This window comes from Lacibacter sp. H375 (assembly GCF_037892425.1).
Lineage (GTDB): Bacteria > Bacteroidota > Bacteroidia > Chitinophagales > Chitinophagaceae > Lacibacter.
The window spans coordinates 3,274,773-3,298,811 of sequence record NZ_JBBKTT010000001.1 but is presented as its reverse complement, the minus strand read 5'-3'; the positions used below and the strand labels follow the sequence as shown (position 1 = coordinate 3,298,811).

At 41.0% G+C, this 24,039-nt stretch carries 25 protein-coding genes; 16 read left to right on the top strand and 9 right to left on the bottom strand.

Annotated features, from left to right (window positions below):
- Nucleotides 1-101: 101 nt before the first annotated feature.
- The gene (locus WG954_RS14345) at nucleotides 102-698 is read left to right on the top strand and encodes a bifunctional nuclease family protein (RefSeq protein ID WP_340437345.1); all 597 of its coding nucleotides are present in this window, start codon (nucleotides 102-104) and stop codon (nucleotides 696-698) included.
- A 59-nt stretch (nucleotides 699-757) separates the two neighbouring features.
- The gene (gene ispE / locus WG954_RS14340; protein WP_340437344.1) at nucleotides 758-1,618 is read left to right on the top strand and encodes a 4-(cytidine 5'-diphospho)-2-C-methyl-D-erythritol kinase; all 861 of its coding nucleotides are present in this window, start codon (nucleotides 758-760) and stop codon (nucleotides 1,616-1,618) included.
- Nucleotides 1,619-1,698: 80 nt separating this feature from the next.
- Here ispE and WG954_RS14335 read toward each other — a convergent pair whose 3' ends face one another.
- Entirely contained in the window at nucleotides 1,699-2,184 is a 486-nt protein-coding gene (locus WG954_RS14335) for a VOC family protein (RefSeq protein ID WP_340437342.1), read from the bottom strand.
- A 184-nt stretch (nucleotides 2,185-2,368) separates the two neighbouring features.
- Between WG954_RS14335 and rocD the strand changes: the two genes are divergently transcribed.
- A complete protein-coding gene (gene rocD, locus WG954_RS14330) occupies nucleotides 2,369-3,607 on the top strand; it encodes an ornithine--oxo-acid transaminase (RefSeq protein WP_340437341.1) in 1,239 nt (412 codons plus the stop codon).
- A 124-nt stretch (nucleotides 3,608-3,731) separates the two neighbouring features.
- Nucleotides 3,732-5,393, top strand: a complete 1,662-nt coding sequence (locus tag WG954_RS14325; protein WP_340437340.1) for a glutamine--tRNA ligase/YqeY domain fusion protein — start codon at nucleotides 3,732-3,734, stop codon at nucleotides 5,391-5,393.
- A 75-nt stretch (nucleotides 5,394-5,468) separates the two neighbouring features.
- Here the strand turns inward: WG954_RS14325 and WG954_RS14320 are convergent, their stop codons facing one another.
- Nucleotides 5,469-6,734 carry a nucleoside permease gene (locus WG954_RS14320; protein WP_340437339.1) on the bottom strand — a complete coding sequence of 422 codons (1,266 nt, stop codon included), beginning with the start codon at nucleotides 6,732-6,734 and terminating at the stop codon, nucleotides 5,469-5,471.
- A gap of 181 nt (nucleotides 6,735-6,915) precedes the next feature.
- Here WG954_RS14320 and WG954_RS14315 point away from each other — a divergent pair, with 181 nt between their 5' ends.
- From WG954_RS14315 to WG954_RS14275, 9 genes are all read left to right on the top strand, one after another.
- Nucleotides 6,916-9,192 carry a M43 family zinc metalloprotease gene (locus WG954_RS14315; protein ID WP_340437338.1) on the top strand — a complete coding sequence of 759 codons (2,277 nt, stop codon included), beginning with the start codon at nucleotides 6,916-6,918 and terminating at the stop codon, nucleotides 9,190-9,192.
- 149 nt (nucleotides 9,193-9,341) lie between these two features.
- Nucleotides 9,342-10,511: an aminofutalosine synthase MqnE gene (mqnE, locus tag WG954_RS14310; RefSeq protein WP_340437337.1), complete on the top strand. Its 1,170-nt coding sequence runs from the start codon at nucleotides 9,342-9,344 to the stop codon at nucleotides 10,509-10,511.
- Nucleotides 10,512-10,532: 21 nt separating this feature from the next.
- On the top strand, nucleotides 10,533-10,961 hold the full coding sequence (locus WG954_RS14305) for a hypothetical protein (RefSeq protein ID WP_340437336.1): 429 nt from the start codon (nucleotides 10,533-10,535) through the stop codon (nucleotides 10,959-10,961).
- A gap of 92 nt (nucleotides 10,962-11,053) precedes the next feature.
- Nucleotides 11,054-11,467 carry a DsrE family protein gene (locus WG954_RS14300; RefSeq protein ID WP_340437335.1) on the top strand — a complete coding sequence of 138 codons (414 nt, stop codon included), beginning with the start codon at nucleotides 11,054-11,056 and terminating at the stop codon, nucleotides 11,465-11,467.
- Between the two features lie 86 nt (nucleotides 11,468-11,553).
- On the top strand, nucleotides 11,554-11,769 hold the full coding sequence (locus WG954_RS14295; RefSeq protein WP_340437334.1) for a hypothetical protein: 216 nt from the start codon (nucleotides 11,554-11,556) through the stop codon (nucleotides 11,767-11,769).
- A gap of 150 nt (nucleotides 11,770-11,919) precedes the next feature.
- Nucleotides 11,920-12,384: a hypothetical protein gene (locus tag WG954_RS14290; RefSeq protein WP_340437332.1), complete on the top strand. Its 465-nt coding sequence runs from the start codon at nucleotides 11,920-11,922 to the stop codon at nucleotides 12,382-12,384.
- 134 nt (nucleotides 12,385-12,518) lie between these two features.
- Nucleotides 12,519-13,835, top strand: coding sequence for a sugar porter family MFS transporter (locus WG954_RS14285; protein ID WP_340437330.1), 1,317 nt, complete (start codon nucleotides 12,519-12,521; stop codon nucleotides 13,833-13,835).
- A 123-nt stretch (nucleotides 13,836-13,958) separates the two neighbouring features.
- On the top strand, nucleotides 13,959-14,495 hold the full coding sequence (locus WG954_RS14280; protein ID WP_340437329.1) for a GNAT family N-acetyltransferase: 537 nt from the start codon (nucleotides 13,959-13,961) through the stop codon (nucleotides 14,493-14,495).
- A 349-nt stretch (nucleotides 14,496-14,844) separates the two neighbouring features.
- Nucleotides 14,845-15,489: a L,D-transpeptidase family protein gene (locus WG954_RS14275; RefSeq protein ID WP_340437328.1), complete on the top strand. Its 645-nt coding sequence runs from the start codon at nucleotides 14,845-14,847 to the stop codon at nucleotides 15,487-15,489.
- A 4-nt stretch (nucleotides 15,490-15,493) separates the two neighbouring features.
- Here the strand turns inward: WG954_RS14275 and WG954_RS14270 are convergent, their stop codons facing one another.
- Nucleotides 15,494-15,991: a hypothetical protein gene (locus tag WG954_RS14270; RefSeq protein ID WP_340437327.1), complete on the bottom strand. Its 498-nt coding sequence runs from the start codon at nucleotides 15,989-15,991 to the stop codon at nucleotides 15,494-15,496.
- Nucleotides 15,992-16,064: 73 nt separating this feature from the next.
- On the bottom strand, nucleotides 16,065-16,562 hold the full coding sequence (locus WG954_RS14265; RefSeq protein ID WP_340437326.1) for a hypothetical protein: 498 nt from the start codon (nucleotides 16,560-16,562) through the stop codon (nucleotides 16,065-16,067).
- Nucleotides 16,563-16,696: 134 nt separating this feature from the next.
- Between WG954_RS14265 and WG954_RS14260 the strand changes: the two genes are divergently transcribed.
- Nucleotides 16,697-17,458, top strand: coding sequence for a YdcF family protein (locus WG954_RS14260; RefSeq protein WP_340437325.1), 762 nt, complete (start codon nucleotides 16,697-16,699; stop codon nucleotides 17,456-17,458).
- Nucleotides 17,459-17,566: 108 nt separating this feature from the next.
- Here WG954_RS14260 and WG954_RS14255 read toward each other — a convergent pair whose 3' ends face one another.
- The 3 genes from WG954_RS14255 to ribD are packed head-to-tail and all read right to left on the bottom strand — an operon-like array spanning nucleotide 17,567 to nucleotide 20,174.
- Nucleotides 17,567-18,169, bottom strand: a complete 603-nt coding sequence (locus tag WG954_RS14255; protein ID WP_340437324.1) for an IMPACT family protein — start codon at nucleotides 18,167-18,169, stop codon at nucleotides 17,567-17,569.
- A gap of 42 nt (nucleotides 18,170-18,211) precedes the next feature.
- The gene (locus tag WG954_RS14250) at nucleotides 18,212-19,096 is read right to left on the bottom strand and encodes a hypothetical protein (RefSeq protein WP_340437323.1); all 885 of its coding nucleotides are present in this window, start codon (nucleotides 19,094-19,096) and stop codon (nucleotides 18,212-18,214) included.
- Nucleotide 19,097: 1 nt separating this feature from the next.
- Complete coding sequence (gene ribD / locus WG954_RS14245) at nucleotides 19,098-20,174, bottom strand: bifunctional diaminohydroxyphosphoribosylaminopyrimidine deaminase/5-amino-6-(5-phosphoribosylamino)uracil reductase RibD (protein ID WP_340437322.1); 1,077 nt, start codon at nucleotides 20,172-20,174, stop codon at nucleotides 19,098-19,100.
- A gap of 49 nt (nucleotides 20,175-20,223) precedes the next feature.
- Here ribD and prmC point away from each other — a divergent pair, with 49 nt between their 5' ends.
- The gene (prmC, locus tag WG954_RS14240) at nucleotides 20,224-21,087 is read left to right on the top strand and encodes a peptide chain release factor N(5)-glutamine methyltransferase (protein ID WP_340437321.1); all 864 of its coding nucleotides are present in this window, start codon (nucleotides 20,224-20,226) and stop codon (nucleotides 21,085-21,087) included.
- A 64-nt stretch (nucleotides 21,088-21,151) separates the two neighbouring features.
- Here prmC and WG954_RS14235 read toward each other — a convergent pair whose 3' ends face one another.
- Nucleotides 21,152-21,565, bottom strand: coding sequence for an ExbD/TolR family protein (locus WG954_RS14235; RefSeq protein WP_182806292.1), 414 nt, complete (start codon nucleotides 21,563-21,565; stop codon nucleotides 21,152-21,154).
- A gap of 12 nt (nucleotides 21,566-21,577) precedes the next feature.
- Nucleotides 21,578-22,276, bottom strand: coding sequence for a MotA/TolQ/ExbB proton channel family protein (locus WG954_RS14230; RefSeq protein ID WP_340437320.1), 699 nt, complete (start codon nucleotides 22,274-22,276; stop codon nucleotides 21,578-21,580).
- 341 nt (nucleotides 22,277-22,617) lie between these two features.
- Here WG954_RS14230 and lpdA point away from each other — a divergent pair, with 341 nt between their 5' ends.
- Nucleotides 22,618-24,024 carry a dihydrolipoyl dehydrogenase gene (gene lpdA / locus WG954_RS14225; RefSeq protein ID WP_340437318.1) on the top strand — a complete coding sequence of 469 codons (1,407 nt, stop codon included), beginning with the start codon at nucleotides 22,618-22,620 and terminating at the stop codon, nucleotides 24,022-24,024.
- Nucleotides 24,025-24,039 lie beyond the last annotated feature (15 nt).

The following is a 24,039-nucleotide window of genomic DNA, read 5'->3' as shown; positions in this document are numbered from 1 at the left end:
TGGTTGAAAGTTGTTAGAATTTTACTGACGACGATCGGCTAAAGGCTATCGGCATTTATAGTATTTATTCAAATCAAAGCCCTTAAATTTGCCGACAGGTTATGAAAAAGATAGAACTGGAAATAGTTGCCCTTTCGCACAGCATCACTCAAACGCACAGCTATGCAGTTGTGTTAGGTGAAGTAAACGGACTGCGTCGGTTACCCATCGTTATTGGCGGTTTTGAAGCACAGGCTATTGCTGTGGCACTTGAACGTATGCAACCCAGTCGCCCCCTTACACATGACCTGATGAAGAATTTCATGATGGCTTTTAATGTGGAGTTGCATGAGATAGTGATCAACGATCTGCAGGAAGGTATCTTCTACTCCAAACTGCTTTGCTCTACTGACCATGATACGGTTGAGATCGACAGCCGCACCAGCGATGCACTTGCACTTGCTGTTCGTTTTGGCTGCCCCATTTATACCTACGAGAATATTCTTGAAAGTGCCGGCATTTTAATGGAAGATGAAGAGAAGAAAAAAGAAGAAGTGGCTGTGAGCAGTTCACCGGTTAGCAGCAGTGGTGAAGAAAAAGAAGACCTCAAATCATTAAGTATTGAAGAACTGCAAACCTTGCTCAACGATGTATTGGAGCAGGAAGATTATATCAGGGCCATCGCAATACGTGATGAGCTATCGAACAGGAAGAAATAAACGCTGATGATGTTTCATGAACTGACGTTCATGCCGGCAACATTCTTATCTTCAATTTCATGATCGTTTTTCCCAATTGTAAGATCAATCTCGGATTACATATTCTCAATAAACGGGAAGATGGCTATCATAACCTGGAAACAGTTTTTTATCCTGTGCAGTTGAAGGATGCGTTGGAAGTAGTGAGAAGAGACGATGCACGACAGTTGACGGACGACACTCACCCCTCACCGCTCACCACTGACGAATCTTCGATTACATTTTCCAGCACGGGCTTACCTATCGCTGGCGATCCCGAAACCAATCTCTGCATCAAAGCGTATCGCTTACTCAAAAAAGATTTCCCTGCTCTCCCACCCGTTCAAATGCATTTACACAAAGCCATTCCCATGGGTGCAGGTTTAGGTGGCGGCAGTGCAGATGGTGCGTTTGCTTTGAAGTTATTGAATGATAAATTTCAATTGGGATTATCTACTCAACAGTTGATTGATTATGCATTGCAGTTGGGAAGTGATTGTCCGTTCTTCATTTTAAACAAACCTTGCTATGCAACAGGCAGAGGTGAAATCTTAGCATCAATTGAGCTTGATTTATCAGCTTATCATTTTGCAATTGTAAATCCGGGAATACATGTAAATACTGGGTGGGCATTTGCACAGTTGAACATTAATGGCTCAGCTCGTCATGATCTGAAAGCAATCATTCAGCAGCCCATTGAAACCTGGAAAGATCAACTCACAAATGATTTTGAAGAACCGGTAAGCAAAGCACATCCGGAGATTGCAACTATCAAACAACAATTGTATGATGCTGGTGCTGCTTATGCAAGTATGACAGGAAGTGGAAGCACTGTGTTTGGGATATTTAAAGAAGAGCCACAGTTGAATTTTTCTGAAAATTATTTTTATAAACTAATTTGATTTTTCTCTTCAACCAACGACAGGGTTTAAAACCTTGCCAGGATTACTCGTAACACTCAACTGATAACCCGTAACAAAACTTACTCCGCTTCTTTCAGCACCCCCTCCAAATCCAATCTCTTCGTCACCATTTGTAAATTCCCATTTGCATCAAACGGCCATTCTTCTTTTGGTTTATCCCAATATAGTTCAACTCCATTTCCATCAGGATCATCAAGGTAAAGCGCTTCACTCACACCGTGATCCGATGCACCGGTTAACGGATACTTTGCTTCCAGCAATCGTTTCAAAATCACCGCCAGATCTTTTCTTGTGGGATAAAGAATAGCGGTATGATACAAACCCGGCGCATGCACAGGTGCTGGTCCTGCTCCTTTGCTGTGCCAGGTATTCAAACCAATATGATGATGATAACCGCCTGCCGAAATAAATACAGCCTGCGAACCATAACGTTGTATGATTTCAAAACCAAGCAGTTCGTGATAAAAAGCTAATGAACGTTCTATATCTGAAACTTTTAAATGCACATGACCAATACGGGTTTGTGCAGGGACAGTATAGCTCATAACTCCGATTTTATTTTATGAAAGTAAGCCAGTATTTTTGTAAGGCAATGAAACAGCAACATTCCTTTCTCCAGCAAAATCTCGATCTGCTCAACCACTAAGTTGTGCAGCACTGTTTCTGATCAGCCATGCTGATCACTCTTTTGCATTTTCTCATCATTCATCACTCATTATTCATTTTTCTATGCATACTTCTATTGCAGCAACATCTGCCAATACACAACATTTTATTGATAAAGAAGAACAGTTCGGCGCTCACAACTATCATCCACTACCCGTTGTATTAAAACGTGGCGAAGGTGTTTTTATGTGGGATGTTGATGATAAACGTTACTACGATTTCCTGAGTGGTTATTCTGCAGTTAACCAGGGGCATTGTCATCCACGCATTGTTGCATCATTGATCGAGCAGGCACAAAAACTGACACTTACTTCACGTGCATTTCATAATAATCTATTAGGCGAATACGAAGAATACATCACACAGTATTTCGGTTATGATAAAGTATTGCCGATGAATACCGGTGTTGAAGCTGTGGAAACATCCATTAAGTTAGCACGCCGTTGGGGTTATGAAATAAAAGGCATTGAAGAAAACAAAGCGAAGATCATTGTATGTGCACAAAACTTTCATGGAAGAACTAGCACGGTGATCTCGTTCAGTACTGATCCTTCTTCTTATACGAAATTCGGACCGTTTATGCCGGGCTTCAAAGTAATTCCTTACAATGATCTGGAAGCTTTAAAAGAAGCATTGGCTGATAAAGATGTTTGCGGTTTTTTAGTTGAACCTATCCAAGGCGAAGCTGGTGTAGTTGTACCAACTGACGGTTACCTTTCAACTGCAAAGAAATATTGTGAAGAAGCTAATGTGTTGTTCATTGGCGATGAAATACAAACCGGTCTTTGTCGCACAGGAAAAATGCTGGCATGTGATCATGAAAATGTTCGTCCTGATATTTTGATTCTTGGCAAAGCACTCAGCGGTGGTGTATTGCCCGTAAGTGCAGTGTTAGCCGATGACGAGATTATGATGACGATCAAACCCGGTGAACATGGAAGTACGTATGGTGGAAATCCATTAGCATGCGCTGTTGCGATTACTTCATTGCAGGTGTTGAAAGACGAAAAACTTGCTGAGCGTGCAGAACAACTCGGACAATTATTGCGTGATGAAATTGAAAAACTCAACTCTCCATTTATCAGTTTGGTTCGGGGTAAAGGTTTATTGAATGCCATTGTGATCAAACACAGCAACCCCGAGGCAGCATGGGATCTTTGCATGGGAATGAAAGAAAACGGGTTGCTTGCAAAACCAACGCATGGCGATAAAATCCGTTTTGCTCCACCATTGGTGATAACGGAGGAACAGATTCATGAATGTGTTGATATCATTAGAAAGAGCTTGCAGGTACTTCAATAATAAAGTCATTAGCCGATAGCCAATAGTTAGAAGCCCAAGACACCAGGCAACTGACTATCGGCTATTTACTTATAACTAACGGCTGCCCCAGAACCCTTATTTTTGCACCTCAATTGAAGAAAGCATGAGCGACGAAAAAAGCCTGAATTTTATTGAAGAGATCATTGAAGAAGACCTTAAAAGCGGGAAGTATGAATCTATTCTTACCCGTTTCCCTCCCGAGCCAAACGGCTACCTGCATATCGGTCACTCGAAAAGCATCTGTCTCAACTTTGGTTTGGGCATTAAATATGGCGGCAAAACAAATCTGCGTTTCGATGATACCAACCCGGTAACTGAAGACACAGAATATGTTGACAGCATCAAAGAAGATATTAAATGGCTGGGCTTCACCTGGGCCAATGAGTTTTATGCATCTGATTATTTTGAGCAGTTGTATGGCTTTGCTGTAAAGCTGATTAAAAAAGGATTGGCTTATGTTGATGACAGCAGCAGCGAAGAAATTGCCAAACAAAAGGGCACTCCTACCCAACCGGGTGTTCGCAACAAATACAGCGAACGCACAGTAGAAGAAAATCTTCAACTGTTTGCAGATATGCGTGCAGGAAAATACAAAGACGGCGAAAAAGTATTACGTGCAAAGATCGATATGACATCACCCAACATGCACTTGCGTGATCCACTCCTCTATCGCATCAAACACGCACATCATCACCGCACAGGTGATGCATGGTGCATTTACCCGATGTATGATTTTGCACACGGACAAAGTGATTCCATTGAAAAGATCACTCATTCCATCTGTACATTGGAATTTATTCCTCATCGTCCGTTGTACGACTGGTGTATTGAAAAATTAGAAATATTCCCATCAAAACAATATGAATTTGCAAGGCTCAACCTGAACTATACGGTGATGAGCAAACGCAAATTATTACAACTGGTGAATGAAAAACATGTAACCGGTTGGGATGATCCACGTATGCCCACCATCAGTGGTTTGCGCCGCAGAGGTTATACACCTGAAAGCATTCGTGATTTTGCAGAACGTGTGGGTGTGGCAAAACGTGACAACCTCATTGAGTTCAGTTTACTTGAATTTTGTGTGCGAGAACATTTGAATAAAATTGCCTTCCGCAGAATGGTGGTGTTCAATCCTATTAAAGTAATCATCACAAATTATCCTGAAGGACAAACAGAAACACTTCATTCAGAAAATAATCCTGAAGACACAACAACCGGCGTACGGGCTTTACCTTTCAGCCGTGAAATATTGATCGAAGCAGATGACTTTATGGAAGTGGCACCAAAGAAATATTTCCGTCTTGCTCCGGGGCAAATGGTGCGTTTGAAAAGTGCTTACATCATCAAATGCGATGAGGTAGTGAAGAATGAAGATGGTTCTATTGCAGCTATTCATTGCAGTTATATTCCTGAAAGTAAAAGCGGAAGTGATACAAGCGGCATCAGTGTAAAAGGAACTCTGCATTGGGTAAACGCTGCTGATGCTGTAGAAGTTGAAGTACGGGAATATGATCGTTTATTCAGAGTAGAAAACCCTGCAAGCGAAGAAGGTGATTTTAAAGATTACATCAACCCTGATTCGTTGACGGTTGTAAAAGGTTATGCAGAGCCTGCAATTAAAACAGCAACACTCACTGATCGTTTCCAGTTCCTGCGCAAAGGATATTATTGTTTAGATAAAGATTCGACTGAAAATAAATTCATCTTCAACCGCACTGTTACATTGAAAGATGCATGGGCAAAGGAAGTGAAAAAAGGATAATTTGTTGTGCAGTCACCTTGCAGGTGAACAGACATCGCAAAATAACAGCCTCCGTTATAAACGGAGGCTGTTATTTTAATGCTCTACAGAACTTATTGAATTGGGATCATGTTTGTATTTGAAGGTAACAAAGAACAGTACTGCAATTACGAGTGAATAAGCCGCAAAACTATACCAGATATTTGGCCAGTCTTTTATACCTGCAGCATCAGTAAAATAATCAACAACCTGTCCTGCAAAAAGTCCACCGAGGATAGCACCAAGTCCGTTTGTCATCAACATAAACAAACCTTGTGCACTTGCTCTGATGCCCGGCTTTGCTTCCCTGTCAACAAACAACGAACCGGAGATATTAAAGAAGTCGAACGCCATGCCATAAACGATCATCGACAGAATAAGCAACGAAAGTCCTGAACCCGGATTACCTAAACCAAACAACGCAAAGCGTAGTACCCATGCGATCATACTGATCAACATTACCTGCTTAATGCCAAAACGTTTCAGGAAAAACGGTATAGCAAGAATAAACAGTGTTTCTGATATCTGGGAAAGTGATATCAGAATATTACTATGTTTTACAGCAAAGCTTTCTGCATACTCCGGTGTCTTTCCAAAATCGCCAAGGAAAGGATTACCAAACATGTTTGTAATCTGCAATGCAGCACCCAAAAACATAGCGAACAAAAAGAACTTCGTCATCATCGGGCTTTTGAACAATTGAAATGCATCTAAACCCAAACGGGTAGCAAACGATTTCTTTTCAGTTGATGTACTTACTTCAATACGTGGCAATGTAAAACAATACAAGCCTGTAATGATGCCCGCCACTGCTGCAAAATAAAACTGATTGTTGTTTTGCGTCCAGCCCAACAGATCAACAGCCCACTCAGCCACAATAAAACCAACGGTACCCCATACACGAATGGGTGCAAATGATTTTTGGATGTCGAGGTTTTGCCTACTGAGTAATGAGTAAGAAACAGAATTACTCAAACCGATAGTTGGCATATAAAAACAACTTACAAAGAAGATAGCCCAATACATATCTCCGGCATTGGTAACCGTGCTGGCGTAATACAATCCTAGGCCTGCAATAATATGACTGATGCCCAACATGATCTCGGCACGGATATACTTATCAGCAATGATTCCAATCAACGCAGGCATAAACAGCGATGCCCAGCCCATGGTACCGTATGTGTTGCCTACTTTGGAACCCAGATTAGGATCAATAGGGTTATTAAAATTGGCGAACATATAGCCCCCCAAAGAAATAAGCCATATACCCCAGATAAAAAACTGTAAAAAACTTAAAACCGTAAGGCGTGATTTAAGATTCATCAACAACTGTTTTGATTGAACGTTTGTATTTAGCTTGAAAGATAACGGTTTTTGTAACATCTAAATCATTGTTAAACAGCGTGGCATTGTGTCGCAAGTTTACACAAGCGGTTAAAATCTGTGACTGACTGAAGCAACCTTTTTGAGCCACACTTCGTACATTCACAGTATAACATCCCGTATGAACTTGATCAAACCGGTTCTCTTCCTTTTATTGATAAGCACCTGCTGTTTAAACATATCGGCACAAAAACAAAAAACACCAGTGATTAAACGTGCCAATAGCTTTCAACGCTGCGGTACCCAAACGCTTTTTGATGAGGCTGTAAAAAAAGATCCACGATTAAAGACCCGGATGTTGAACAACAGGCAAACCACCGTTGCCCGTTACGATCAACTCAATCAAATCAATCAACTCTTACGTACCAATGCGCTCATTACAATTCCAGTAGTGGTTCACGTGATTCTGCCAAACCCTGGTCTTGTAACAGATGCACAGATACAATCACAAATTGATGTGCTGAATGCAGACTATGGAGGTCTCAATGCCGATTCAGTTCGTATACCTGCAGCATTCAAATCACGATATGGCAAAGGCAATCTTCGGTTTTGTTTAGCAAAAAGAGATCCGCTTGGAGAAGCAACGAACGGAATTGTTCGTGTTGCTTCGTCAATTTTGTCTGATCCCGGTGAAGGAGATCCTGTGAAGTTTACATGTGAAGGCGGCAGCGATGCATGGGATGCTTCAAAATATTTAAATATCTGGGTTTGTGAAATGCCCGATGGCTTTTTAGGTTACGCTTACTACGCTTCATTACCCTTACCCGATGTGCCTTTAAACGAACGTGGTTTTGTAAACAATTACCAGGCATTTGGCAAAAACGGAACAGCGGTGGCACCTTATAACCAGGGCCGCACAGCTACGCATGAAATTGGTCACTTTTTTGATCTTGAACATATCTGGGGACCCAATAATTGTGATGGCGCACAAAGTTGTACTGATGATGATGGTATTGCAGATACACCTTCACAGTTTGATTGCACATTTGGTGCGCCTGCTGCAGATAGTGTTATTCTCGATGCATGCCAAACAACTGCACCCGGCATTATGTGGATGAACTATATGGACTATGTTGATGATCGTGCAATGGTGATGTATACCACGCAACAACAATTGCGTATGGAAGCAACACTTGCAACAGTTAGCTGGATGCAGTCTTTAGCCACTTCAAACGGATGTACGCCAGTTGCAACATTTAACCGTGATGCAAAATTTGTACGCTTCAATGATGCGGCACTTGGGCCTTGCAGTAACGGCACTAATTTTATTTATGTATGCAGCAGTTCTTATCGTCCTGTTGTAACAATCCGCAATGCAGGAACTGATAATATCACCGCTCTTACTATTACTGCAAGATTTGGAACAGGCACCCCAACTATAACCAATTGGACTGGCAACCTCGCACCGCTTGCATCGGTTGATGTTACGCTGAACCCAATGACGCTGAGTACGGGCACCAATGCGAATCTGATAGTGTACACATCAAACCCAAATGGAAATGTTGATCAACGTTTAACAAATGATACTGGCCGCATTGATGGAGTTATTTTTCCTGTCGGCACATTACCATTAACAGAAGGATTTGAATCAACAACCTTTCCTCCTCAAAATTGGCAACGTATAAATCCTGATAACGCCATCACCTGGGAACGCACAACTACTGCAGCTAAAACAGGTAGTGCCTCGATGTTCATCAATAATTTTGATTACGATGTAAATGGCAATCAGGACCTCATGAAATCTCCGTTGCTTGAAGTAAGAGGAAAAGACTCGGCCTTCCTGACCTTCCAGGTGGCTGCAGCCATGTTCACAAATCCATTCCAGGCAGATGTACCAACTGATACATTGGAAATATTTGTAACCGATGATTGTGGTAAAACACTCCGTTCTGTTTATAAAAAATGGGGACGTGACCTCATCACCACAGGCAATATTGCTGTTGAAGAATTTTTTATACCCGATGCAAACGAATGGCGGCGAGATAGCGTTTTTCTGGGCGATTTCTCCGGAGCAACTGCTCAATACATGCAAGTGGTTTTCCGCAATACCACGAACTATGAAAACAACATTTACATTGATGATATAAATATTGTAGTGCGTGATGTTAATCCAAACCTGAAAGCAAAGGGTGTAATGATAACACCCAACCCATTCAGAGAAAGGTTCTCTTTGCAGTATTATGATCCGCCTGCCAACATTGAATACATAAATGTATACAACCAGGTTGGTCAGTTAGTATGGCAGAAACGTATTGCTCTCGGCCGACCGGGCTCCATTCCTACTCCCGGCTACCAGGAAATTGATCTTGGCAGTATGAGTAGTGGCATTTACACCGTTCAGATCGTTTATCGTTCACGAAATACAGATACTTTCAGGGTGATCAAGGTCAATAATTAAACTGTTATATAGCAGATATAGGTTCAGTTTTGAAACCGTTCTCAGCGTAACTTTGCAAAAGTTGCGCTGTTTTGTTTTAGTGATTGGTGTTCAATGCACCAAATATTGACAGCGACAACGTTGGCAACAACATCAAACAAAGAAATATTATGCAAACCGGAATTGAAGCTATACTCAAAGGCAACCGTATCAGTGAAGATCTGCAACAGATAGCCGATAAAATTTATAATAAACAACGCATCAGTGAAGAAGATGCTGTGTTGTTGTTTGAAAAAGCAAGTCTACCTTTTTTAGGCGCTCTGGCAAATTTTGTGCGTGAGCGTATGCATGGCGATACCACTTACTTCAACCGTAACTTTCATATTGAACCTACTAATGTATGTGTGTTCAGTTGCAATTTCTGTTCTTATTCTAAACTTTATGCAAAACGTGATGAAGGCTGGGAACTGAGTATCGACCAGATGTTGCACATGGTAAAAAAATATGATGGCGTTCCTGTTACCGAAGTCCATATTGTTGGTGGTGTTCACCCGAAAATGGATCTGAAGTTTTTTGCTGATCTATTGAAAGCAATTAAAGATCATCGTCCTGATTTACACATCAAAGCATTTACTGCGGTTGAATACGATTACATGTTCCGTAAAGCAAAAGTGAGTGCAGAAGAAGGATTAAAAATACTCATCAGTCATGGTCTGGATTCTATTCCCGGTGGTGGAGCAGAAATTTTTCATCCGGAGATACGTGAAAAAATTTGTGCCGACAAAGTTGATGGAGATGGCTGGTTGAATATTCATGCTACAGCTCATAAACTTGGTTTGCACAGTAATGCAACTATGTTGTACGGACATATTGAACAATATTGGCACCGGGTTGATCATATGAGTCGATTAAGAAAGCTGCAGGATGAAACAAAAGGATTCCAGACGTTTATTCCATTGAAGTTCCGTAACCAGGATAATGATATGAGCAATGTTGCGGAAAGCACAGTTGTTGAAGACATGAAGATGTATGCCATTGCACGTTTGTTCCTCGATAACTTCCCGCATATTAAAGCATACTGGCCAATGCTTGGCCGCCACAATGCACAAATGACGTTGAGCTTTGGTGTAAACGATATTGATGGCACTATTGATGATACAACAAAAATCTACAGCATGGCCGGCAGCGAAGAACAAACGCCTACCATGACCACCGAGCAATTAGTTGCACTCATTAAACAAGTGAATCGCAAACCTGTTGAGCGTGATACATTGTACAATGTGGTGAAAGATTATAGTGAAGTAACAGTGGCTGAAGAGGCGGGCTTTTCGAGTAATTAGCAAACTTAACCGCTATACATAATGAGAATAAATTTCGGTGTTACCCTTTGTTGTCTTGTACTTTGTTCCTGCAAAACATATTACATCACAACAGAAAGCCTGAAAAAACAATTTGCCTCAATTGATTCGGCAAAATTAAAATCAGTTACTGTAAGAGGTCCCATTGGAGAAAAGTATAATTACCTGGCCAACGGCATTCCCTTGATTTATTGCACCGACAAAAGCGGCAACACAGTTGCGTTCTCAAATTCTCCTTCAATTGAAGTTAGAGTTACAGAACTAAATGGAAAGAAAACAATTTTCTATTTTGATCGTCTGTTTATCTCCGATTCCACTTTATATGGCGTACGATCAAGATTTATTTCTGCTATTCGTAAAGAAATAAAACTTGCAGATATTAAAAAGATAGAAGTTCAGGATGGAGGAAAGAATTTTAGCTATGTGAATTGAACGCATCGTCACGTTTCGTTTTAAAAAAATTAATGAACCACTTGACATACCCTTTTAAGTTGTGTAACTTATACATCTTAAAAAACAAGGTTATGAAAAAGATATTTGTGTTTCTACTGGTATGTATTGCCACAGCACAGTTATTTGCGCAAGACAAACCATACAATGTAGCATTCGATCTTACCAGTTCCGATCCCGAAGTGCATGCACGTGTCATACGCTGGATCAACTTAATTACCGAAGCTGACCCTAAAGCAAAGATCGTCGTGGTGTTTTATGGCAAATCACTGGGTATGGTCACTAAAGAAAAATCATCGGTAACCGATGATATTCAAAAGATCGTGGCAGCTAACAAAGCAACCTTTAAAGTGTGTGAAGTAGCAATGAAAGTACACGAGATCAACAAAGGAAATTTATTACCAGGTGTGCAAACTGTGCCCGATGGTATTTATGAACTGGTGAAGAAACAGGCCGAAGGTTATGGCTATATTAAGGTGGCTAACTGATAACAGTATTTCATTTGGTTAGCATCTCCAAAACAACAAAAGATATTCAAACGATCTGATTATCTTTATTAATCCAACTTCAAAAAATGCTCAAATCAAAAAACACCCACTTATTTCTTTTTGCTCTTTCACTTTTGGTGGTGTTAGCGAACCTGGTATTAGCAATACGTGGTCAAGACAACAAAGACAAAATGGATCTTTTTCTTCGTATTACGAGTATCCCCTTGTTTTTGTATTTGACGATCGACCATTTTCTCAGTTGGAAAAATTTCAACAAAGAGACCATTGACACAGATGAATAGATGGCGGCTTCTACTTCGTCACGAAGTCACAATTGATCCCCAATTAAAATAAAAAATGGCTTGCTGGTGCAGGCCATTTTCCTTTCATCCAAATCAGCAAACAGGCCAAAGAAAATGATCTAACTTAATTGTCCTTAACAATCAACTCCAATGAGTAAACTGTTTACTGCAAAAGTATTGCTGGCAGGTATTATTGTCGGCACACTCGATATTACAGCTGCCATGCTTCAGTTCTTTATTAAAACAGGGAAAGATCCTTTCATCGTTATGAAGTTTATTGCCAGTGGCGTATTTGGCAACGTGGCAATGAAAGGCGGTGCAGCTATGGTCGCCTGGGGATTTTTGTTTCACTACATCATTGCTATATGCTTTACTGTTTTCTTTTTCTGGCTCATTAGCAGGCGGCCCGCTCTACTGCAAAATCGTTTGCTTACAGGAATTGGCTATGGCATTTTCACCTGGGCTGTAATGCGTTTTGTTGTAGTTCCATTATCATTCGCCACTAAGCAGCCATCAACTTTAAATGGAACATTAACAGCAATTCTTATTCTTATTGTTTGCATTGGTATACCATTGGCTTATATAGCTGCAGCTTTTCGAAAGCAGGTAGCATAATTTTGCAGTAGCACTCCATTCCAAATTCTCCAAACATCAAACGATTGCAAAAACGATCATGCCCATAATTTAAATAGAAAGATTATTTTCACAGTGACCTTTTGAAAGCTTCGCCTGTACAAACCACGATTGTTATGCAAACAAACAAATTACTTCTCTGGTCGCTCACCGTTGCGTTGAGCGGTTTCTTATTTGGGTTAGACGTTGCCGTTATTTCCGGTGCTGAACAAAAGATTCAGCATCTCTGGCAATTGAGCGATGCCATGCATGGCCTTGCAATTGCCACTGCATTGTACGGCACCGTCATTGGTGCATTATTCGGCGGTATGATTGCAGATAAACTGGGACGAAAGCGTTCATTATTCTGGATCGGATTATTATTTCTCGCCTCGTCGCTGGGTTCTGCCATGGCGCAGGATGTATATGTGTTCATGATCTTTCGTGTGCTGGGCGGTTTCAGTATTGGTGCATCATCGGTTGTATCGCCGTTATACATTTCAGAAATTGCACCGCCAAAGAAAAGAGGGTTTTTAGTAGCGTTATTTCAATTCAATATTGTGTTTGGTATCCTCATTGCGTATGTATCCAATTATTTACTTGGCGCTACCGGTGAAAATGATTGGCGCTGGATGTTGGGTATTGTTGCCATTCCCTCTCTAATATTTACATTGCTGACGTTGTTCATTTCTGAAAGTCCACGTTGGCTGGTGTTGCACAAAAACGATGATGCAAAAGCAATCGATGTATTGAATCAAATTGACCCATCAAGTGCAGAGCAAACGTTGAAAGCCATCATAGAATCGAAACACAGCGAACGAAAAACAAAAGCAAGTTTCTTTTCAAAACAATTCCGCTGGCCCATCTTACTTGCATTTCTGTTAGCATTCTTTAACCAGGCATCGGGCATTAATGCTATTATTTACTACGCACCACGTGTGTTTGAAATGACTGGGCTTGGTACATCATCTGCACTTCTATCATCAACCGGCATTGGTTTGGTGAATTTAATTTTTACTATGATCGGTCTGTCACTCATCGATCGGTTTGGCCGCAAATTACTGATGTACATCGGCTCCATCGGTTATATTATATCGTTAGGATTAATGGCTTATGCATTTTACACCGATCAATATACAGGTATGCAGTTTTTTGTCTTCATGTTCATTGCTGCACATGCGATTGGACAAGGTGCTGTTATCTGGGTATTTATTTCCGAGATATTCCCGAACGAAGTAAGAGCAAGTGGCCAATCATTTGGCAGCCTTACCCATTGGGTGTTTGCTGCTATTATTGCAAATGCCTTCCCTTGGTTTGCAGGTAAATATGGAGGGGCACCCATTTTTCTTTTCTTTTGTATTATGATGGCATTACAATTGCTCTATGTTCGGTTTCTGATGCCGGAAACCAAAGGGGTTGCCTTGGAAGATATGGAAACAAGAATTATTCACTAACCAAAACCCTGGGCGATACAAATGCGTAAATTGTCGTGACAAACCATGAAGGCATCAGTACTACTTAGAGAGAATCAACAAGTGATTTACATCACATCAATTAAGTACTGATAATCTAAAATAATGACAGTCTTTACAAAGCAAAACAAGCCGGTTATACTCAAGCAACTAACAGGTGATGATCTTGATCAATTGCTTACATATCTAAATCAACTAAGCCCGGCAACAGTAAAGCGCTTTCAGCCACACTCCTTTCATAAGGAAGATGTGGTAATTTTTTATAATAATCAGGAGCATGAAGCATGGATCGCTTTCGACCCAGCATCCGAAACCATCATCGCTTATACAGTTTTAAAAAAAGGCTACCTGCATCACGATTACCCCCGGCTTCAACAATATGGAGTGGAGATTTCCTACGATCATTGCTACACAATTGCACCATCCGTAACAGATGAATGGCAAAGTACAGGTGTTGGTCAATTACTATTTAATTATGTCATTGACGAAATGAAAAACAGGAAAGTGAAACAGCTCATTCTTTGGGGAGGTGTGCAAACCGACAACTTTAAAGCAGTTCGTTTTTATCAGAAAAACGGATTCCGCTCATTGGGTCATTTCCAGTACAATGGATTAAATGAAGACATGCTGCTGACGCTGTAAATTCTTGTTGTACTTCAACAGTTTTTTCCACTTTTTTTATTTCTCGTATATCATGGTCCTCAAATGCCGGGGTGAAAAGAATATTTACCCATTCTGGTATTTTAGCCAATAACCCGAGATTGTTTTGCATGAAATACTCAATGAAAAGAATTTACACCACTCCAATTCCTGTAAATAGAAAAGCGGTTTAAGTAAAGCTACCACGTTGTTTTTCACATTTTCTAACCGGCTTTCCCCAACCTGTTTTTTGTATGCAATAAGCATTTATTTTGCAGCGTTATTTAATCGACCACTACCCTCTTCTACTCTGTAAAACCGTTTCAACTGCTTTATTTAAACCAGATATGCTATGAAACTTTTTACATCGGTACTACTGCTTGTGACAGTGCTTGCAATAGCCTGTTCTACCAATTCAAATCCCGTAACCTCGGTTACTGAAACAACAAAGGCAAGACCCGTTGTATATAAAACCGTTTCTACTCCTTCGACTAAAGTTGACAAGACCGGTATTCGTCCTATGCAAAAATATTACCGGCCGGCAGGAACAATCAGCGGCCCGGTTCGCATAATCATTGACAAATCTGATTTTGAATTGCGTGTGTACGATAGCAAAGGTTTATTAGCTGCTTACCCTGTTGTATTCGGTTTAAAACCTTTGGAAGATAAGTTTATGCAGGGCGACCGCAGAACGCCGGAAGGTTCATTTAAAATTGCATACAGCAGGGATCATCAACTGTGGAAAAAGATGTTGATGTTAGATTACCCAACAACTGAAAGCATGATCAAATACAAACTCCGAAAAAAGAATGGACTGATACCTGCAACTGCAACTGTTGGTAACGGCATAGGCATCCATGGAGTGGAAAGAGGTAACGATTATTTTATTGACCGTTACTACAACTGGACCAACGGTTGTATTTCACTCAAGAATACCCATATAGATGATCTTGCCCGTTATGCAAAAGCAGGCACTGTTGTTACTATACAGAAATAAATGTTTAGTTGATATTACACAGGTCAATTTCATCCATTGACTTGGTGCTCAGAATCACTTTATTGATAACCTCTTTCATGTTATAATAAACGATCATGATGCCGAAAGCCATTTGATAGGCTTCCCAATTTGCGTCTTTCATTTTTGGATTACCAAAACGTACAAACAGATCGTCACGTTTAGCACCCAAAACCGGTACGGTGAATTTTCCTTTAAATGCTTCTGTGATCACCACGTAATCACGCTGTATATAAAAGCAGATGCCCTTATCATCATAATAAACACCGCCACCACAGCCTGATTCATTTCCTTCTTTGTCAGCAGAGGTAAAACAAGGGAGTTTGGCTTTTATCTGCTCGGGATCAGCATTCGGTTTTGCTTCATTGATCCAGCCTTTGTAAACATCAACTGTAATAGCACCACAATCTGGCTTGGTTTTTAATTGTGCAGTAGCGCTGATAGTAAGTACGGCAAAAAGTAATAGCGTTAAAGTATGCTTCATAGAAATTATTTGTTGTAATACTACAAATTTCTATGGAAACTTTCATCGCACCAAACAGAACATTGAAAGAAGATCAGTTTGTACTACAGAGATCTATGTCATCGGTTGTTTTGGTACTAATGATCACTTTGTTAACTACGCCTTTTGCATTATAATAAACGATCATGATGCCGTAAGCCATCTGATAGGCCTCCCAATTTGCATCCTTTAATTTGGGATTGCCAAAACGGGTGAACAGTCCTCCTTTTTTAACGCCCATTACAGGAGCCGTAAATTTTCCCTTGAATTTTTCGTTGATCACAATGTAATCACGCTGCGTATAAAAACGAAAGCCTTTATCATCGAAATAAACACCACCACCGCAAGTTGATGAAGATCCTTCTTTTTCAAACGAGGTAAAACAAGGTAGGTTTGCCTTTATTTGTTCAGGATCGATATTGGGCTTTGTTTCATTGATCCAGCCTTTGTACACATCAACTGTTAAAACACCGCAATCAGGTTTTACTTTTAATTGTGCGGCTGTTGCGAAACCAGTTACCAGCAAAACAAGCAGGAGAGCAATCTGTTTCATATGTTCTTTTTTGTTGTTAGAGGTTTTTAAGTTCTATTCATCAAATATTGCTTCTCATACACTGCAAAATCCCTGCTAAAGTTTGTTTTCACCCCCTTTCTTTGTTGGCAACAGGAAATTTTTATCTTCACGGCATGTTTTTTCTGTTATCGAAACTCCTCTCCGTTTTTATTTCGCCCTTTAACTGGCTGCTGATATTTGTACTTATCACCTTGTTTACAAAGGATCAGCAAAGGAAACGTCGCAGAATAATTTTTTGCTTTGCCTGGTTCCTGCTCTTTTCAAACCCCTACCTCATTCATAAACTTTCGCTTAGCTGGCAGGCCCAACAAAAAATAATGACCACCGGCGAACAATACCCGGCGGGTATTTTGCTGGCGGGTTTTGTTTCGTTTGAATTTAAAAGCAAACAGGGTTTTTATGGTGGCGCAAGCGATCGCTATATACAGGCCGTTCGTTTATACAAACTCGGGCATATCAAAAAAATATTGATTACCGGTGGCAGCGGCAGTGTATTACGGCAGCAATACAAAGAAGCGGATTTTGTAAAAGGAGAATTGTTGCTGATGGGTGTTGCAAAAGAGGATATACTGAGTGACAACCAAAGCCGTAATACCTATGAGAACGCAGTGTATTCAAAGAAACTGCTTGATTCATTGCAGTTGAAAGGACCTTACCTGCTCATTACTTCTGCGATGCACATGAAACGATCGCAACAGGTGTTTACAAAAGTGGGGCTGAATACTGTTGCCTATCCCTGCAACTTTACCTCTATCAATAATCCGCAGTTATTCTGGGAATCAGTTACACCATCGCATCATGCATTCCAGGGATGGGATAACTATTTGAAAGAAGTGGTGGGATTGCTGGTGTATAAGATGACGGGAAAAGCGTGAGTAAGGCACAAGGAACAAGGTTCAAGAAAACCCAAAAAACAAAATCCAAGGCACAAGCTTGAAACTGCAAACTCAGAACTTTAGAACTTAGAACCTGTAACTTACTACTTACAACTTTCTTACTTCAACCGTATGCATTTCTCCCAACTTAAACAACACTTCTTCTAACCTGTTCTTGGGTATGCTAATCTCTACGTCACAAAACAGATTTGTTTCTTGCTTTACCACCGTACAGTTGTATTGTTTTACAATCATCATCACATCATTCATACGTGTGTAATCAAAGTGTAACTGATAATTTACTTCAATTTGCTTTTGAATGATGGGCGTTGTTTGTAAAGCAAGCGAAGTAGCAGTCTTGTACGCATTGATCAAACCAGGTACACCTAACAACGTGCCGCCGAAATAACGCACCACTACCACCAGTACATTACAAAGCTGTTTGCTGTCGATCTGTCCAAGAATAGGCCTTCCTGCACTGCCCGATGGCTCGCCATCATCACTCACACGAAAAGTATTTCCGTCGACACCTAAGCGATACGCAAAACAATGATGCACTGCTTTTGGATGTTCTTCTTTCAACAATTTCATCTTTGCTTTAAAATCATCAACAGAACTTAACGGGTAAGCATAGGCCAAAAAACGACTGCCCCGGTCTTTAAACTCGGCTACAACCGGTTGGGCAATGGTATAATAAAATTCTTCGTTCATTTAATATTGTGAATGGTCAATGGTGAATAGTAAATAAGAAAACTAACCGTAAGCAATCAGTGCAATGGCAGCGATCGATATGATTATTCCGATCCAGTTCAGTTTTGTTAATTTTTCCCTGAACATCAGGAACGCTGCCACTGTGCTGAACAAAACAATTCCCATGTTATTAATTGGAATGATGGCAGAACTGTTGCCTGCATAAGCTTTCAGCACACCCATAAGACACCAAATGGAAAAATAATTCGGTACGCCAATGATAATGCCTGCGATAACAGATTTTGATTCAAACTTTACCCGCCCAGTTGTATAAAGGAATATTAAACTGATAATGCCAATAGAGGCGGCTGCAGCAAATGCACTGATTAGATAAGCATTCTGGTTCGCTTCGTTGATGTAAGTTGTCTCTACATACTTGATCATTGTATCAAGTAAACCGCTTGCAACAAATAAAACCACGGGCAACAGAAAATAGGCGGTCTTTACAACTTTACCAGAAAGTTCAACATGTCCGGGTGCGGGCCAGCAGGTGAGCACTACTGCAAGCAAGGCTAAAATCACTCCTGCCACTTTTAATACTGTTACTTCCTCGTTATATAAATAAATAGAAAACAAGAAAGGAATTACCAACGATAATTTATTTCCTACTGATGCTACAGCCACGCCCATCGTTTGTGCTGTTTTGGCAATTACATTAAACAGTGAAATAAATATTGTTCCCATCAGCATTGCCCACCTAAACCACTCCTCACCTATCACTTCATTATTGATGGGAAATGCGCCGTTTACAAATGAACCGGTAATAACACAAGTAATGTAGTTGAATACAATTGCCTGGAAAGTGTTAATGCCAAATTTCTCAACAAGCTTAAACGACAATGTTAGCCATGAACTGAATACAATACTACCAAGCAGAAGTAAAAGCATATTATAATGAGCGATGAGTAATGAGTGATGAGTTTCGGTAGTACACAATACGATCTGTACCGATTATTTGTTCGGATGTCTGTTCAGCGTTGATAAGTTGTGGAGCTCTTAATCCATCATCAACAGTTAGTTGTTCGTTGGTAATGATGCGTGCTTCATCCCACAAACCGGCAGCAATAAAACTTTGCAGCAGTTGAGCACCGCCTTCAACAATAACGCTATTGATGTTGAGTTGATACAATGCGTTTAACAACGCAGGAACGGCATCGGCATCCGTCGGCAATTGATAGTATTGCACATTACCTTCTTCAGTATTCTTTATTGAATTAAAAACAATTGTTCTTGCATCATCATTAAACAACTTTAAAGTATTTGGTAAACGCAACTGTTTATCCAGCACCAGACGAACAGGTTGTTTGCCGGGCCAGTAACGGTTGGTGAGTTGTGGATCATCAACCAAAGCAGTGTTTGTTCCAACAAGTATGGAAGCTTCTTCACTGCGCCATTGATGAACCAATCGATTGGTCATTTCATTGCTGATCAATAATCGCTTTGATGACCCGGAAGCGATCATCCCGTTCTTTGTTTGCGCCCACTTGAGAATTACATAAGGCCGATGCTGTTGGTGAAATGTAAAGAAGCGTTTGTTGAGATCAATACATTCGTCTTTCAACACATCTACGGTCACTTCCACACCAGCAGCTTTCAGTTTTTCAATTCCCTTGCCATCCACTTCTTTAAACGGATCACGGCAACCGATCACCACTTTTGGAATTTTGTGTTCGATGATGAGGTCGCTGCAAGGCGGTGTTTTGCCGAAATGGGCACAGGGTTCAAGCGAAACATACAAAGTGGAGTGTTGAATTCGTTGATCGGAAGATCCCTCCTTCGTCGGGATGACAGCAGCAATGCAATTCACCTCAGCATGTGCTTCGCCATATTGCTGATGCCACCCTTCACCGATGATCTCACCATCATGCACCAATACCGCCCCAACCATTGGATTGGGTGCTACAGAGCCTGCGCCTTTACGGGCAAGTTCTATACAGCGCTGCATATATTGTTCGTGGGTGGTCATTGTAAGGCTGCAAAAATAGCGGTTTCGGAAGAAGCAGGTAGATTTGCGTATGACTTGGCAGGAACAATATCAACACTTACGGCAAGCGTTAACTGCTGCACACGAACCATCTGAAGCTGAAGCAATGGCTGCGTTAGTTGTGGAGCATGTAGGTAAAAAGAAACTACCGCAACTCAAACAAGAGAACATTGCAGCTGAGGAAGCTCAACAGACCGATCGTATTCTGCAGCAGCTGCTCAAGCATCGTCCACTGCAATATGTATTGAACGAAGCATGGTTTTATGGGTTGAAATTTGAAGTAAATGAAAGTGTGTTGATACCCCGACCGGAAACGGAAGAGTTGGTGGATTGGATCGTGAAGGATGTACGAGGTATGAAGTACGATATACGAAGAGAAACCGCCTCACTCTCTATCCTTGATATTGGAACGGGCAGCGGCTGCATTCCCATCGCACTCAAAAAAAATCTTCCAGAAACAGGAGTATCAGCCATTGATGTTTGCAGCGATGCGTTGTACACAGCAACAACCAATGCGGTGAATAATGAAGCAGAGATCAACTTTAAGTTGCTGGATTTTTTGGATAAAAGTAAATGGAATGAATTAAGCAAGCATGATATCATCGTCAGTAATCCGCCTTACATCAAAACAACAGAAGCAAACACAATGAGTAAACATGTGCTGGAATTTGAACCACACAAAGCATTGTTTGTTCCAGATGAAGATGCATTGTTGTTTTATCGAAAGATCGCTGATTTTGCATTACAACATCTCCAACCGAACGGTTCTGTTTATGTTGAGATCAACCAGCAATTGGGAAAAGAAACTGTTGAGCTATTTCAGCGCAAAGGTTTTACTGTTGAATTGAAAAAAGATATGAGTGGGAACGAACGGATGGTGAAAGCAAGCCGATAGTTTTTAGTTATTAGCCGTTAATGAGCCATCTACTAACTACTGTCGGCTATCCACTAACAACATCTTATTGCACTCCCTTCTTATCAACACTCATCACCGCCTTCACACCTAAGCGATCAGCGGCACGAAGTACGGCTGCAAAGCTTTCAATTGTTGCATTACGATCTGCATTGATGACAATACTCACCTCTTCACCACTGTTACGTTTAGCGCTGATCATTTGAGAAAGTGTTGTATCCATCAATAACGGATCAACAGGTTTTGAGCCCACATAAAAATGATTGGTCGCATCAATTGTTACCACCACCGTTTGCTTACTGCGGGTATTGCTTTTGGCTTTTGGCAATGATGCTTTACGCACATTGGGATTAGCCAGTGTAGATACTATCAAGAAAAACATCAGCAGGATGAACAGGATATCGTTCAACGCATCTGTAAACACCTCCGATGATTCTGCTCTTTTCTTTCTGAGATTCATGCGTGAGTTGGTTTAACGGGTTGGTTCCTGCAATACATCAAGGAAATCGGCAGCTGATGCTTCCATTTTATTCAATGCCTTCTCCACCTGTGTATGCAGAATGTTATGGCACAGGTAAGCGATCAAACCAATCACCAAACCACTGATCGATGTGATCAGTTTTGTATAGATACCGCCGGCAATGGTACTCAATTCATACTCACCCGTTGCGTTAATGTTGAAGAACAATTGCATCAAACCAACCAGTGTACCAACGAAACCAAAGATGGGTGCCACCTTAGAGATCACGGAAAGGATGTTGACGTTACGCTCCAGTTTATACATTTCGAGCTGGGCCACATTCTCCATGCTGTTCTCAATAGAATCGATGGGTTTGCCAATGCGTTGCAGGCCTTTATCGATGATACGTCCAACAGGGTTTTGTGTGTTACGGGCAAAGTTGCGTGCCGCTGTTACATTTCCGCTAAGGATATTATCACGGATGATGTTCATGAAATTACCATCGATCTCTGTTGCTTTTTTAATGGCCATCCAGCGTTCAACAAACACATACACGGTAGCAACGCTCAACAATAACAACGGGATCATGATCCAACCGGCCTGCATCAGCAGATCGATGAGATGCATTTCTTTTTTGGGTACCACTTGTGTTGTTGCTGCATTGGTTAAGGTATCAACTGCATTTTGAACCTGGAGAAGAAAGAAATTCATATCTGTTCAATGGTTTTAGTAATTGTCACATTCCTAAAAGGTTGCGACGGTCAAATGTAAATCTTGCAAAGCATCTAAACGTGCGCTTTTACTGTTTATTTTCCACAGTCAAATATGCGTCCATGTTTTAACGATTTGTGTTAGAGGAAAGCTAAAAGACAGCCCGGTGTGGTTAGTGGATAGTAACAAGTGGGCAAAACAGCTTCTGGCTTTACTAACAACTAACGGCTATCTGCTATCGGCTGGTAGCTTCTTGCCTTTTGCTATTTCCCTCACTTAAGTTACCTTCGCTGCCGATAATTTTTCAAATCAGCCAAATTTCAAATCTTCAAATTAATTATATGGCATACGATGTAATTGTTCTTGGTAGCGGCCCCGGTGGTTATCCTGCCGCTATCCGTGCTTCACAGCTTGGTTTTAAAGTTGCAATTGTTGAAAAAGAAAGCCTTGGTGGCGTTTGTTTGAACTGGGGTTGTATCCCAACCAAAGCCTTGTTGAAGAGTGCCCAGGTATATGAATACATGAAACATAGTGCCGATTATGGTATTTCTGCCAGCGATGTTAAACACGATTTTGGCGGTGTGGTAAAACGCAGCCGTGGTGTGGCCGATAAAATGAGCAAGGGTGTTACCTTTTTGATGAAGAAAAACAAGATCGATGTGATCATGGGTTACGGAAAAGTTGCCGGCAAAGGCAAACTGGAAGTAACTGCAGCTGACGGAAGCAAACAAACAGTTGAAGCTAAATATATCATTATTGCAACAGGTGGCCGTAGCCGTGTGTTGCCTTCAATGCCTCAGGATGGCAAAAAGATCATTGGCTATCGTGAAGCAATGGTGTTGCCAACTCAACCGAAATCAATGATCGTGGTAGGAAGTGGTGCTATTGGTGTTGAGTTTGCTGATTTCTATAACAGCATGGGTACTAAAATCACCATCGTTGAATTTATGCCACGTGTAGTGCCTGTTGAAGATGAAGATATTTCGAAAGAACTTGAAAAACAGTTCAAGAAGAAAGGCATTGCTATAATGACAAGTGCCGAAGTAACAAAAGTTGATACTTCAGGTGCCGGTGTAAAAGCAACCGTAAAAACTGCTGCAGGTGAACAGGTACTTGAAGCTGATATTTTATTAAGTGCTGCAGGTGTTGTTGCCAACATTGAAAATATTGGTTTGGAAGAAACAGGTATTAAAACCGATAAAGGAAGAATTGTTGTTGATAAATATGGCGCAACATCAGTTGCTGGTATTTATGCAATTGGCGATGTGGCCCCCGGCCAGGCACTTGCACACGTTGCAAGTAAAGAAGGCATTAATGCTGCTGAGCATATTGCTTACATGGAAAAGAAACACAACCACGCTCCTGAAGCAATGGATTACAATAACATCCCCGGTTGTACTTATTGCACGCCTGAAATTGCTTCAGTAGGTTATACAGAAAAAGCAGCGAAGGAAGCGGGTTACGAAGTAAAAGTTGGTAAGTTCCCTTTCATGGCGAGTGGTAAAGCAAGTGCAGCAGGAAGTACTGATGGTTTTGTGAAAGTGATCTTTGATGCGAAGTATGGTGAGTTCCTTGGTGCGCACATGATCGGTGCAGGTGTTACTGAGTTAATTGCTGAAGTGGTGGTTGCAAGAAAACTGGAAACAACTTATCATGAAATACTCAACGGTGTACATCCTCACCCAACAATGAGCGAAGCGTTGAAAGAAGCAACTGCTGCTGCTTATGGTGAAGCGATTGATATTTAATAATACCGAGGAGTC